Genomic DNA, 11,840 nt, shown 5'->3' with positions numbered 1-11,840 from the left:
AAGATCCGACCAGGCACGTCGCGACGGCCAGGCCGACCGAAATCAAGCGGCGGATTTCCGGGCTATATCGTCGGACTGGACCGGGGCCAGCGGCTCGGCAACCCGCGAAACAAGGGCTTTCTTCGCTTCGTCCGCCGTGCGGTAATGCTTAATCAGGCGCCGCTCTTCATCGGAGAGACGGTAGGGGTTGTCCTTTTCCGACAGCAGGTCGACCAAAAGGCAGCCCAGCACCTCCGCAATCCGTCGCGCCCATTCGAAGGTCAGCTCGCGCGTACCGTTCTCAAGGTTGCCAATCTGCGTCTGGTGCAGACCGACGCGCTTCCCCAGCTCGGCCTGCGACAGGCCGGCCTTTTTGCGAAACTCGCGGATGCGGTTATCCGGAAACATGTAGATGACATAAGACACAGTGGCTTACCTTGCAGCAAAAGACTTGTCTTGTCGATTGACGAAATAAGACGCACAGTCTTATATGGCCCCTCTAGCATTAGAGAGGCCCATGTCGAAGCTGAAATCTTGGAGGGAAGGCCAGGGCTTGACGCAGCAACAGCTGGCGGATCAGGCGGGCTATCACGTCCAGTATATCAGCGCGATCGAGCGCGGTGCCCGGCAGGCTGGCATGGGCTTCGCCAGACGGATGCGGGAGCTAAGCGGCGGCGAGATCACCCTTGATGACCTCGCGCCGCCGGCGGACGTATCTCCGTCGCAGAAAGCCGCGTGATGGCGGTACAAGCAAAACACACATACAAGCCCTCCCCCCGGATGGATGCCGTACCGTCACTTTCGGTTAAAGGCCCGTCAACCTTGGGGAAATATCCGGGTTGCGCGTTGCGCGCCCGGCGACGGGCGCGAGCCGCGCGATGAAGGCCGCGATTGCATCCATTTTGGTGGTAATCGCCATCGGCGCCATGGCGCTGCTGGCGATCGCCGCGCGCCGCCTGACCGAAAGGCTGGACCGTGTCCAGCGCGAGCGGTGGCCGTTCGACGGGGGCGACGTCGATGGGGGCGGGACATGACCGACGCCCCGGCCCTGTCGCTGCAAGAGCGGCTGATCATCGCCGACCGGCAGCTGGCGCTGGCCGACCATGTGCGCCAGTGGCGGTTCGGCGCAGGCTTATCGGTGCAGCAGGCAGCGCGGCGCATCCCCGGCATTTCCCATAGCTATATCGAGGCGATCGAGCGCGCAGCCTATCAGCCGCACGAAATCCCGGCCGGGATCATGGCGGCCATCATCCGGCAGGCCGGGCCGCTGCCCGCCGCATTGAGCTATGAAGAGGCCCCCCCGATGGCCGCCCTCCCCACGGGCGGCTTTCCCGAGGGCGCCGGCGAGGACCGCGCGGGACCGCGTCGATCGCCGGCGCCCGAGGGGGTGGATGGCCCCGAGCGCGAGCCGGACGAGGATAGCGACCTATTCCCGCAATTCGCGCGCCACGGCGACGCGCTTTTCCTCGCGTGGCCGCAGGCCGCGCGGGGCCTTCACCTCAGCCGGCGCGACGTCGCGCGGCTGTCGGCCGTGCTGGCGCAGGAAGCCGCCAGTCTGGCGCAACCACAGTAAGCAAGGGGGACAGCTATGCGCTATTTCATCGACGGGGCCATGAAGGCGGTGCCGGCCGTAGTGGACGCCACCTATGGCGACCCGTTGCTTCCCACCGATCGCGTCGCCGTCGGCACCGGGATCATCTTCTATCTGGCGGCGGGCGAGAGCGTGAGCTTTACCGTCGCGACCAAGCAGCCCGACGCCGGTTCGCCGGCCGTCGTGTCCACGCTCACCGGCCCGAACCGCTATGACGAACCGCTGGGACCGAAGTCCAACATCTTCGTTACCGCCATTTCCGGCGCGCCGAAGTACCGCCAGATCTGACCATGGCCGGGGGGCGTTCATCGGTCGGGATGGCGGGCGGCTTCGGCCTGGTCGACATCAAGACGATATGCCGCATGCTCAACGAGCGTGCGCGCGAGCTGGCGCCCGACCTGTTGCCCAATGGCGTGCGCGATGGCGGGCATTGGAAAACGTCGAACATGGACGATCAGCCGAGCGGCCGATATTCGCTGCAGGTCGACCTGCAAGGCGCGCATATCGGCCACTGGCACGATTTCGGCGGCGCGCGGCCGGGCGAAGAAGACGGCGACATGCTGGACCTGGTCCGCATCCGACGCTGCGGCGGCGACCAGAAAGCCGCGATCGAATGGGCCAAGCGGTTTCTTGGCATCGTGGACGGCGACCGGGGATCGTTCGAGCGGGCGCGCCAGGAGGTCGAGCGGCGGGCATCGGAGCGCGAAGAGCGGTTTCAGGCCGAGATCAAGCGCAAGCGCGACGGCGCGCGCGGCCTGTGGCTGCACGCGGACGAGCTGCCCGGCACGCCGGCCGAAGCCTATCTGCGCGGCCGGTCGATCGACCTGCGCCAGCTGGGTCGCGCGCCGCGTGCGCTGCGCTATCGCGCCGACGTCAGCCACAAGGAACTGAACGGCGGCAAGCTGCCGTGCATGCTGGCCGCGATCGTCGGCCTCGACGGCACGCATATGGGCACGCATCGCACGTGGATCAGCCGCCGGCCCGATGGCAGCTGGACCAAGGCGCTGTTGCAGGAACCGAAGCTTACCCTGGGGCCGTCGCTGGGCGGGTTCATCCAGCTGTGGCGCGGCGATGGCGCGGGCAAGCTGGCGACGATCGCCGAGGGAACGGAGATCTATGTCAGCGAAGGCATAGAGGACGGGCTTTCGGTGGCGATGGGCATGCCCGACCGGCGCGTGATAGCCGCCGTCAGCCTGTCCAAGGTCGGCTCGCTCCAGCTGCCGCCGCAGGCGGGGCCGATCGTGATCATCGGGCAGAACGATCCCTATGGATCGAAGGCGGTCGACGCGCTGGAGCGCGAGATCGGCAAGCTCCAGGCGCGCGGGTTCAAGGTGAAGATCATCTATCCGCCGCGCACCCCGGAAAAGCCGGACGGAAGCCCCGCTTACAAAGATTTCAACGAATGGCTGTGCCGCGACCCGCGAGGGTTTTTCGGCCGCGATAAGAACGGGAGGGCCGTTGCGTGACGCCTCATGAGCAACTGATCAAGCATGATCCAGAAGCTGACCGGTGGGGGGACTGCCACCGCACCTGCATCGCGGTCATTCTCGACATGCATCCGTCCGAGGTGCCGCATTTCTGCGATGGTTCGCCGACGCGCGAAGACAAGCGCCCTTGGCTTCAGCAGCAAACTGAATGGCTCGCTGACAGAGGATTGGCGGCTGCCAGCATGTGCTACGATGGAGCCAGCCTCGAACTCGATACCCTGATGCACTGGACTTCCCGTGCGAACCCAGAAGTGCCGATGATCCTTGGCGGAAAATCCTCGCTCGGATGCAACCACAGCGTCGTCGTCCTCAACGGTGAGATCGTCTGTGACCCGTCTGGAAATGGCATTGTCGGGCCCATGTGCGAGGATCTGTGGTGGATAACGATCATCTCCATGGTCGAGCCCGCTAAACTGTTGGCGCGGCGCGGGTTGGCCTAATGGGCATCGCGGATATCAAGCCCGTTGATGCGCCGGACCTGCGCCCGGCGAACGATCGCCCGGACGAGCGCGAGCCGGATCAGCCGATATTGCCTCCCGGTTGCCCGGTCGAGGCGCTGGGCCGGCTCGGCACCGCCAGTTTCTTCCTCGACGAAGCGCGGCAGATGGTGCGCATGTCGACGAAGGATTGGAACGACGTCGCCATCCTGTCGCTCTATGGGCGGCGGGCGCATTTCCTTGAAGAACATTGGCCGCGCTACGGCAAGCCGGTGAAGGACAAGGACACGGGCCGGGAGGTCTATCCGGTCGTCGGGTTCGTCTATGCCGACGTCAAGAAATCCATGATCCTTGCCGCGTCGCATGCCGGCATATTCGACCCGGAGGGCCGCGTCCGCGAGCGCGGGGCGCATCGCAGCGCCGAGGGCGAGCTGATCCTGCATTGCGGCGACCGCATCCTGCTCGGCGGGCTGAAGCGGATCAACGGCGAGGGCCGCGCGCCCCGCTGGGTCGATCCCGGCCTGATCGACGGCTTTGTCTATCCGACCAAACCGAGCATTCCCAAGCCGGCGGCGGAAAGCCCGTCGACCGCGCCAGGCGAAAAGACGCTGGCGATGCTGAAGACGTGGAACTGGGTGCGGCCGAACATCGACCCGTTCCTGTTGCTGGGCCAGCTGGGCGCCATGGCCGTCGCCGGCGCGCTGCCGTGGCGCCCACACAGCTGGATTACCGGCAGTAAGGGCACCGGCAAATCCACGTTGAACGGCGAACATGGCCTGATCGCGGCGATGTTCGGCGACGGCGTCATCCGCACGGCCGATGCGACCGAGGCCGGCATCCGCCAGATGACCAAGCTCCAGACTCTGCCGATCATGTTCGACGAACGCGAACCGAGCGAGCAGGGAACCACGAGCGACCCGGTCATCAAGCTGGCGCGGCTCGCCTCGTCCGGTTCCAAGATCCATCGCGGATCGCAGGATCATAACGCCGCCGAATTTGCCGCGCAGACCTGTTTCCTGTTTTCGTCGATCCTGATCCCGCCCATGCTGGCGCAGGATCGCAGCCGCCTCGCCTTCCTTGAACTGAAACCGTTGAAGGAAGGCTCCGGCATCCGGCTCGACATGGCCGAATGGCGCCAGGTCGGCGCGATGCTGCGACGGCGCATGGTCGACCAGTGGGGCCGGTTTCAGGAAACGCTCGACGCCTATCAACTGGCGCTGTCGCGCGTCAATTTCGACCAGCGCGGCCAGGACCAATATGGGACGCTGCTGGCGTGCATGGACCTGATGCTGTTCGACAGCGCCGAGGGCCTTTTGCAGGAGCGGTTCGACCCGATCGCCGACGATATCGAGCCATCGCGCGTCGAGACATGGGCGAACCGTCTGCGTTTCATCGTGTCGGCCAATGCGCAGGACGATTGCCCGGACGAGGCCGACGCAGCATCCCATCTCGCCTCGACCTTCCTGCCGAGCAAGGGCGGCGAAGATCCGGAGCCGGTCGCGCGGACCATCCGTAAGGCCATGCTGATCAGCAATACGCAGGTGATGAACCGCGCCCGCGCCCGCCTCGAGGCCGCTGGCATGCGGCTTGTCACGACGACGGAAAAGCCAGACGGCGAAATGGGCGCCCGTGCCGCCAGCGGGCTGCCTAACGAGCGCGTCTATCTCGCCATCGGCGGGCGATCGATCCAGGGCCTCGCCAAACTGTTCGATCGCACGCGCTGGGCCGGCGGCGTCTGGACCCAATCCTTTGGGCGGCTGCCCGGCGCGATCAAGCAAGTCCCCGTGAAATTCGACGGTCGCAAGGACCGTGCCACGCTGGTTCCAATCGAACAGATATGTTCGCTTGACGTCGAGGAAGGCGACACGCCGATGGCGGCGGACCCGGCCGAGCTGTGAAATCCAGAGATACCAGAGGGGGCGTCCGGTACGCCTCGCGAGGGCCCCGGCGGAGCGTTATAGGGCGCTCCCAAGCGGCAGCAGCGCGCCCCGACAGCGAAGGGCCGGCGGGATCGCTCCCGCCGGCCCACATGCCCGCCCCGGTCCGGATTGGCGCCCTACAGTGCCAAGGCGAACTGCGCGGGGGCCGCGACAGCCGCAACGGCGGCGGGACGCTCCACGGGGCTGAAATCGGCCGCGGCGCCCTCGCCCGCATTTGCCAGCGCCATGTCGGCCGCAGCCTGCGCCAGGCTGGCAGCGCGGAAGATGGCGCGCTTGTCGTTTTTCAGCGCCTTGAGCCAGCCTCCGACATAGGCCGCGTGGCTGTCGATATGCTCGCCGGCGATGCCGAGGCGGGCGCAGATGAAGGCCGCGCCAATCTCGGCGACCAGCTCTTCGAAGGCATAGCCGGCATCGCCGAACTTCTTGCCGCCGTCGCGATCGAGGCGATGCGGGGCACCCGTCCAGTGCACGACTTCATGCGCCATGGTGGCGAGATAGCCGCCGACGCTCTTGAAGCGATCGAAGGCCGGCAGGTGGATGCTGTCGGTCGAAGGGCGATAGAAAGCGCCGTCGCCGCCATCCTCCGCGATCGACGCGCCGCAGCTGCGGATAGCGGCCTCGGCGGCTTCGTCGCGTTCCTTGCCGGCAACCAGCTCGACCACGGGCGGAGCGAAGCGCGCCGGCAGACCGTCAATCTGGTCCGCGTTAAAGACGCTGTACTGGCGCAGCATGCCGACGCGGCGCTTGCCGTCGTCGTCGCCCTCGCCCCGGCCCGCGCCGCTGTCGCCGTCATTGTCGGCGCCGACTTCGAGCGCCTTGAAAAAGACGATGCGGGTCGACTTCTCGCCCTTGCGGACCTTGCCGCAGAGATCCTGCGCCTGCTTGAAGGTCAGCCAGCGGCCCGAGCGGTAGCGATTGGCCGCTGCAGCGGCCCACAGCAGCAGGACGTTGATCCCGCGATAGGGCTGGCCGTTGGCGCGGAGCGGCATGATCGAGCCGCCCTCGCCCGCCGTCCAGTCGCATTCCCATGGCTTCGTGCCGGCCTCGATGGCGGCGATGATGCGATCGGTGACGTCCTGGTGAAGGTCGAGCTTGGTCATGGATCAAGCCTCCTCGCCATCGGTGTAGTCGATGCTTTCGATGAGCCAGCCATTGATGGAGAGCGTCTCGCCGGTGTCGTTGCAGACGGCCTTGAAGGCGCCATCGAGATCGGCCGATGCGTCAAAGGTGACGTCGAGAGTGTAGGGGCCCATTTCGATGATGGCCGTGCGGGTCGGTGCGGTGGTCATGTTCGGTCCTTTCTGACCATAAGCGCGGCCGGATGCCGTCGCTTTCTGTGTCTATGTTTTGATATACGTTCGCGTTTGTCAATAGCTGCCGAGAAAAATATTTTTCGAGGCCGAAACTGGCTGATTTCAGCCAGTTTCCACCAATTCAGCGCGCGATCAGCATTCGATGCGCGGAGCGCAGCGGATGCGAGGCGATCGCGCTCCTTTTGCACCTATCCCGCGCCCGCTCTTTTTTTTGCGCCCCGCGCCCCGGCCCGCTTGATACCAACACAGAGGGGGTCCATGATGGCGGCGCCCGATGGGCCGGGGGGCGGTTCCATATGGAACCGGACTGGAACCGGAAATGGAACGGGCTTTCCAAGCGATATCAACGACTTAACGGGCCGGTTCCATCGGTTCCATGTTTCCTCGCGCGCGCGTGATACGATCACACAGGCGCGCGCGTACGTGAACCGGTTACCTATGGAACCAATGGAACCAATGGAACCGAAGCTATATCTTATTGAGATAGCTTGCTTTTCCCGTTCCATTTCCGGTTCCATCGGTCAGGCAGGGTGGAACCGGAAAGCGGCCCTTCGGCCTAAGTCACTGGAAACGAATAAAATATGGGCCGGATATCCCGGTTCCGTGACTGGGCAGGCCGATAAGGGCCTCTTTGGGCGGGGTGTGGCGGGAAAGTTTTGGCGGGGGGGTGGCGTCGCCAGCTGCTCGGCGGGCCTCGATGCCGCTCGGCGATCGGTGCGGTTCGGCCTGGTCGAGGTCGCGCAGCGGAATGGCGGTTTTCCGCCGTTTTTCGGTGCCGCATCGGAGCATGTTGGAAGGGCGATGTTGGAAGGATCGGCGCAAGGCGTTGATCCGCTGGGCTTTTCCGCCGCCTGTCGTCAGTCTGTCAGACTGAAGCCGATCGGCCTCGACCTGGTCGGCGGCTTCGCCGCCGGGGTCGGCTCCCCCCTTCGCGCGCCGGTCTCCCCGCTCCTGCTCGCACGCGAGATTTTCCGGATTTCGAACCGGTCCCCGCTTCCCCTTTCACTGTCGGCCCTCCGGGAGGCGCATTCCCTCGCCGTGACTGGCCGGGGCCGGGGGTCCGAATGTGGGGGATGGACGCCCTCGGGCCGGGGTGGGGCGCGGTTCTGGACCGCTGCAAGCCGGGGCCGGGGGCGTGGGAAGCGCGCGGGCATGGGAGCCGGCGCGAAGGTCGCAACGCTAGGGAGGGGCTGGGGTCGTGTCAACTGACAGCGGCGACGCAAAGCTGGTCGCGGACATCATCGCGGACGCAAAGGCCATGCTGGCAGCGGAAAGCGCCGAGAGCGAACAGCTCGACCTGCTCTCCCCGCTGACGCCGGAAGAGATCCTCGAAGCGAAAGAGCGGCTCGGTGCCGATGCCGGGAAGTTGTCCCTCGTGCGCGACGCGCGCGAGGCGCGCAAGCGCGGGCGCCCGGCCGGCTCGCGCAACAAGCGAACCGACGACTTCGCGCGCCTGCTGCTGAGCCGGGGCCAGCATCCGGCCTTCACCCTGATGGAGATCCAGGCGACCGACCCGGAACTGCTGATCGAGGCGTCGAAACAGGAGAAGGTCCACAGCTTCAGCCAGAAAACGGGCCAGCCGAACGTCGTGATCGAGCGGCTGTCCTACGCCGAGGCGCAGGGGCTCCGCATCCGGTGCGCGGAAGCGCTGCTGCCCTACCTCGAAAGCAAGAAACCGATCGCCGTCGACGCGACGATCCGGGGCGTGCGCGTGATCGAGCAGCGCGGCGAGATGAAACCGGTCGGCGCCACGGTCGATGGCAAGGCCGTGCGCGTCGCCAAGGATATCGACCTGGGGGACGAAGCATGACGCTGGGCAGCCATCAAACCTCGATCGGCAAGAGCCAAGTCCATTTGACCCCGCGCTGGTTGTTGGATCAGCTCGGACCGTTCGACCTTGACCCCTGCGCAGCAACGGTGCGGCCTTGGGACTGCGCGGCGGAGAATTACGTCGAAGCAATCGACGGTCTAGCACAGCCTTGGAAGGGGCTCGTATGGTTGAACCCCCCGTTCGATCGCCGCTTGATAGGCCGCTGGCTCGCCAAGCTAGCGGAGCATGGGCAAGGCATCGCCCTCGTTCACGCGCGCACCGAAACCGCATGGTTCCGGCAAATCTGGACAGGGGCAGATTTGATCCTTTTTCTCGGCCACCGCGTTAATTTTCTGCGGCCCGATGGATCAGCGCAGCCAGCCAATTCAGGCGCTCCGATCGCCTTGGCGGGCTATGGTGAGGGCGCTAACCGCCTGCGAAACAGCGATCTTCCCGGCACCCTCGTGACGGAGTGGGCCGCATGATCGACGATCCGAATTTCGAGACGCGCATCCTCAATTCGCCGGGGCCGATTTCCGAAGCGTTCATGGACGATCGGTCGTTCCTGTCGGTCATCATCGGTCCGGTCGGCTCGGCCAAGACGATGTCGGCGCTGCGGAAGCTGCGGCAGGTCGGGATGCGGCAGGGCTTCAGGCTCGATGCCAAGGGCCGGAAGCGGCGCAAGGCGCGGTGCGGGGTCATCCGCGAGACGTACCCGTCGATCGAGAAGAACACGCTGCCGAGCTGGTTCCGCATCCACCCGGAAAGCGACGGCGTATTCAGCCGCAAGGCCCCCTACTCGCACAGGCTCAACCTGATCCTCGACGAAGACGAGTACGGCCAGCCCAGCGACATTTGCGAGCTGGAAATGGAGTTTCGCGCGATCGGCGACCAGGGCGTCGAAGCGGCGTGCCGTGGCTGGGAAGTCAACGCGGTGATGATTGACGAAGCCGACCTTCAGCCGCCGGACCTGCTGTCGTTCCTGTCGGGCCGCGTCGGTCGCTTCAGTGACCTCGACCCGTCGCTGGTGGTCGATCCGCAGATCATCCTGTCGCTCAACGCGCCCTACATGGACAACTGGGTCTATAAGCTGGCGGTCGAAAAGGAGCTGGGCGAGCTGCTGTCGCCGGAGCTGGCGGAGGCGCTGGGCGACCGCAAGCTGATCGAGACGTTCATCCAGCCCGGCGGGCGCTCGCCCGGCGCCGAGAACCTGCACAACCTGCCGAAGGGATATTATAATATCCAGGCGGCGCTGAACAAGCACCGGCCCAGCTACGTCGCCCGCATGGTCGACAACAAGTTCGTGCCGCAACAGTTCGGCCAGCCCGTCAATCCGGGCTTCAGCTACGAGCAGCATGTCCGCCCGCTGGAATGGGATCGCAGCCGCCCGCTGATCCTGTCGTGCGACCAGGGGCTCTACGCCGCCGCGACCGCCATGCAGCACACCCCGATGGCGCAGATCCGGACGCTGGCCGAGGCGGTGATCATGCACGAGGACGGCAAGACGCTGATGAAGATTGGCCCCACCGCCTTCGGCCAGATGTGCCGCCAGATGCTGAACGACCATTTTCCAAGCCTGAAACCCGACATGCTGCGCGTGGTGGCGGACCCGGCGGCCTTCGCCGCAGCCGATCGCGCCGACAACGAACATGACTGGGTGCGGGCCTTCAGCAAGTCGCTCGGCGCCAAGGTGCGACCGGCCAAGACGAACCGGCAGACGCCGCGCCTGGAAGCGATCCATCGGGCACAGGCGGAGATCGACGGCTATGCGGTGGACCCGCGCTGCCGCCACCTGATCCGGGGCCATCTTGGCGGCTATCGCTACGCGAACGCGACCAATGGCGACGGCGAGGCGCGCGGCCGACTGGAGATCGCGAACACGATCTACACCCACATTTGCGACGCCGAGCAGTACGGCGCGCTCGAAGCCGAAGGGATGATGGATTTCGTTCTCGGCCGGACCGACCGGCGCGGGGCCTCGCGTGCGCGTGCACGCGAGAGGGTCGACCATGGGCAGGGTTATTTCAGCGGGAGGCAGCCATGAGCACGATGATTTTCGGAAAGCCCAAGATGCCGGCGCCGGTGCCGGTCGCGACGCGCGACATGGCGGCGGAGAATGCGGCTTCAGCGGATGAGCTGCGCCGGCGGCGCGGTGCGGGGGCGAATGTCCTGATGGGGTTCACCGGCGCGGAACCCGCGTCGGCGGGAGCGAAGGCGCTGCTGGGCGTCTGATTTTCACAAGAGCGGAAAGGAACGGACTATGGGGAAAACATTTTCGATCGGCTTCGTCACAGCGATAGCTATGGCCTGCCACGCAGCCAACGCAGCCTGGTGCGAGTATGGAGGCGACACCTCGCAGAAGCCGTGGGCCGAAGCGCCCGACTGGCAGCGCGACAGCGCCATCGTCGGCGTCGAATTTCACCTTGCGAACCCGGATGCCGGCGACGCTGCGAGCCACGAACGCTGGATGGAACACAAGCTGGCGGCGGGGTGGAAGTTCGGAGAGGTCAAGGACGAAAAGAAGAAAACCCATCCTTGCCTTGTGCCGTTCGACCAGCTGCCCCCCGACCAGCAGTTCAAGGACCGCTTGTTCCGCACGCTGGTACACGCAACGGCAGGCGGCTTCGGTCCGCTCGCCGACGAAGACGAGGGCCGGATCCTTCTGCTTGCGACACAGATGGGGAAGATCGCCGCCGCCATCGTGGCGCTCGGCTATGAGCCGCAGGCGTATAGCGGGGAGTATAGCGCGGCCGATCACATTATCGGGCTGCTGTCGGAGGCGAAGGACAAGGTCGGCGAGCTGGAAGGCAAGCTCGGCGCGGCGACGGCCAAGGTCGAGACGTTGGAAGGCAAGCTCGACAAGCTCGCCAACCCGAAGGCGCCGAAGAAGAAACGGGCGGTCATGCTGGCGCTGGCGGACAAGGCTCCGACCGCGCTGGAAGCGGCGCTGACCGGGGCAACCTCGCTCGTCTTCTCCGAAGAGGGCGGGCAGATCGACGACATCAAGCCGATCGAGCTGTCGCCGGCCGACTTCCGCAAGGATGGCGGCCGCGCGCTGCTGACGCGCCGGATCGAGATCGACCGCGACGCGGCATTCGTGCGGATCGACCATGCGTGGCTGATCGCCGATGGCAAGCCGGTCGCCAAGTGCGAGATCCCCGGCGGTCTGCCGGCGGGCAATGGCCGCGCCGCGATGTTCGACAGCGGCCACCTGATTTTCGGATGACGGGCGCCCCTCGCGTGCGTGCATGTGCGCGTACGCGAGGGAGCGACGGGGAATGGC

The 11,840-nt window shown here is 65.8% G+C and carries 15 protein-coding genes; 12 read left to right on the top strand and 3 right to left on the bottom strand.

Annotated elements, in window-relative coordinates:
* Positions 1-42 precede the first annotated feature (42 nt).
* Entirely contained in the window at positions 43-405 is a 363-nt protein-coding gene (locus KAY22_RS06715; RefSeq protein ID WP_296621458.1) for a helix-turn-helix transcriptional regulator, read from the bottom strand.
* 91 nt (positions 406-496) lie between these two features.
* Here KAY22_RS06715 and KAY22_RS06710 point away from each other — a divergent pair, with 91 nt between their 5' ends.
* From KAY22_RS06710 to KAY22_RS06680, 7 genes are all read left to right on the top strand, one after another.
* Complete coding sequence (locus tag KAY22_RS06710; RefSeq protein ID WP_296621456.1) at positions 497-718, top strand: helix-turn-helix transcriptional regulator; 222 nt, start codon at positions 497-499, stop codon at positions 716-718.
* Between the two features lie 139 nt (positions 719-857).
* Positions 858-1,013, top strand: a complete 156-nt coding sequence (locus KAY22_RS06705; protein ID WP_296621454.1) for a hypothetical protein — start codon at positions 858-860, stop codon at positions 1,011-1,013.
* Positions 1,010-1,552, top strand: a complete 543-nt coding sequence (locus KAY22_RS06700; protein ID WP_296621452.1) for a helix-turn-helix transcriptional regulator — start codon at positions 1,010-1,012, stop codon at positions 1,550-1,552. The genes KAY22_RS06705 and KAY22_RS06700 overlap by 4 nt, the downstream gene beginning before the upstream one ends.
* A 15-nt stretch (positions 1,553-1,567) precedes the next feature.
* Complete coding sequence (locus KAY22_RS06695; protein WP_296621450.1) at positions 1,568-1,858, top strand: hypothetical protein; 291 nt, start codon at positions 1,568-1,570, stop codon at positions 1,856-1,858.
* 2 nt (positions 1,859-1,860) lie between these two features.
* Positions 1,861-3,036: a toprim domain-containing protein gene (locus KAY22_RS06690; RefSeq protein WP_296621448.1), complete on the top strand. Its 1,176-nt coding sequence runs from the start codon at positions 1,861-1,863 to the stop codon at positions 3,034-3,036.
* Positions 3,033-3,497, top strand: a complete 465-nt coding sequence (locus KAY22_RS06685) for a hypothetical protein (protein WP_296621445.1) — start codon at positions 3,033-3,035, stop codon at positions 3,495-3,497. Before KAY22_RS06690 ends, KAY22_RS06685 begins: the two co-directional genes overlap by 4 nt.
* Entirely contained in the window at positions 3,497-5,392 is a 1,896-nt protein-coding gene (locus KAY22_RS06680; protein WP_296621444.1) for a hypothetical protein, read from the top strand. The genes KAY22_RS06685 and KAY22_RS06680 overlap by 1 nt, the downstream gene beginning before the upstream one ends.
* Before the next feature lie 158 nt (positions 5,393-5,550).
* On the opposite strand, the gene KAY22_RS06675 is transcribed toward KAY22_RS06680, so the two are convergent.
* Positions 5,551-6,534, bottom strand: coding sequence for a zincin-like metallopeptidase domain-containing protein (locus tag KAY22_RS06675; protein ID WP_296621441.1), 984 nt, complete (start codon positions 6,532-6,534; stop codon positions 5,551-5,553).
* Positions 6,535-6,537: 3 nt separating this feature from the next.
* Positions 6,538-6,723 (bottom strand): hypothetical protein, encoded by a 186-nt coding sequence (locus KAY22_RS06670; RefSeq protein ID WP_296621439.1) that lies wholly within the window; start codon positions 6,721-6,723, stop codon positions 6,538-6,540.
* 1,222 nt (positions 6,724-7,945) lie between these two features.
* Between KAY22_RS06670 and KAY22_RS06665 the strand changes: the two genes are divergently transcribed.
* From KAY22_RS06665 to KAY22_RS06645, 5 genes are read left to right on the top strand one after another with little or no spacing between them, the layout of a single operon-like run.
* Positions 7,946-8,557, top strand: coding sequence for a hypothetical protein (locus KAY22_RS06665; RefSeq protein WP_296621437.1), 612 nt, complete (start codon positions 7,946-7,948; stop codon positions 8,555-8,557).
* Positions 8,554-9,042, top strand: coding sequence for a DNA N-6-adenine-methyltransferase (locus KAY22_RS06660; RefSeq protein ID WP_296621435.1), 489 nt, complete (start codon positions 8,554-8,556; stop codon positions 9,040-9,042). Before KAY22_RS06665 ends, KAY22_RS06660 begins: the two co-directional genes overlap by 4 nt.
* The gene (locus tag KAY22_RS06655; protein WP_296621432.1) at positions 9,039-10,601 is read left to right on the top strand and encodes a hypothetical protein; all 1,563 of its coding nucleotides are present in this window, start codon (positions 9,039-9,041) and stop codon (positions 10,599-10,601) included. Before KAY22_RS06660 ends, KAY22_RS06655 begins: the two co-directional genes overlap by 4 nt.
* Entirely contained in the window at positions 10,598-10,789 is a 192-nt protein-coding gene (locus KAY22_RS06650; protein WP_296621430.1) for a hypothetical protein, read from the top strand. Before KAY22_RS06655 ends, KAY22_RS06650 begins: the two co-directional genes overlap by 4 nt.
* Positions 10,790-10,817: 28 nt before the next feature.
* Positions 10,818-11,783: a RyR domain-containing protein gene (locus KAY22_RS06645; protein ID WP_296621427.1), complete on the top strand. Its 966-nt coding sequence runs from the start codon at positions 10,818-10,820 to the stop codon at positions 11,781-11,783.
* Positions 11,784-11,840: the final 57 nt, after the last annotated feature.

This window comes from Rhizorhabdus sp., from assembly GCF_018006725.1.
Taxonomy (GTDB): Bacteria; Pseudomonadota; Alphaproteobacteria; order Sphingomonadales; family Sphingomonadaceae; genus Rhizorhabdus.
This window is presented reverse-complemented; position numbering and strand designations above follow the sequence as displayed.

What these genes read in the sequence shown, in the direction of transcription:
- KAY22_RS06710 (WP_296621456.1), top strand. Translation starts at nt 497, where the DNA reads ATGTCGAAGCTGAAATCTTGGAGGGAAGGCCAGGGCTTGACGCAGCAA.
- KAY22_RS06705 (WP_296621454.1), top strand. Translation starts at nt 858, where the DNA reads ATGAAGGCCGCGATTGCATCCATTTTGGTGGTAATCGCCATCGGCGCC.
- KAY22_RS06700 (WP_296621452.1), top strand. Translation starts at nt 1,010, where the DNA reads ATGACCGACGCCCCGGCCCTGTCGCTGCAAGAGCGGCTGATCATCGCC.
- KAY22_RS06695 (WP_296621450.1), top strand. Translation starts at nt 1,568, where the DNA reads ATGCGCTATTTCATCGACGGGGCCATGAAGGCGGTGCCGGCCGTAGTG.
- KAY22_RS06690 (WP_296621448.1), top strand. Translation starts at nt 1,861, where the DNA reads ATGGCCGGGGGGCGTTCATCGGTCGGGATGGCGGGCGGCTTCGGCCTG.
- KAY22_RS06680 (WP_296621444.1), top strand. Translation starts at nt 3,497, where the DNA reads ATGGGCATCGCGGATATCAAGCCCGTTGATGCGCCGGACCTGCGCCCG.
- KAY22_RS06675 (WP_296621441.1), bottom strand. Translation starts at nt 6,534, where the DNA reads ATGACCAAGCTCGACCTTCACCAGGACGTCACCGATCGCATCATCGCC.
- KAY22_RS06670 (WP_296621439.1), bottom strand. Translation starts at nt 6,723, where the DNA reads ATGACCACCGCACCGACCCGCACGGCCATCATCGAAATGGGCCCCTAC.
- KAY22_RS06660 (WP_296621435.1), top strand. Translation starts at nt 8,554, where the DNA reads ATGACGCTGGGCAGCCATCAAACCTCGATCGGCAAGAGCCAAGTCCAT.
- KAY22_RS06655 (WP_296621432.1), top strand. Translation starts at nt 9,039, where the DNA reads ATGATCGACGATCCGAATTTCGAGACGCGCATCCTCAATTCGCCGGGG.
- KAY22_RS06650 (WP_296621430.1), top strand. Translation starts at nt 10,598, where the DNA reads ATGAGCACGATGATTTTCGGAAAGCCCAAGATGCCGGCGCCGGTGCCG.
- KAY22_RS06645 (WP_296621427.1), top strand. Translation starts at nt 10,818, where the DNA reads ATGGGGAAAACATTTTCGATCGGCTTCGTCACAGCGATAGCTATGGCC.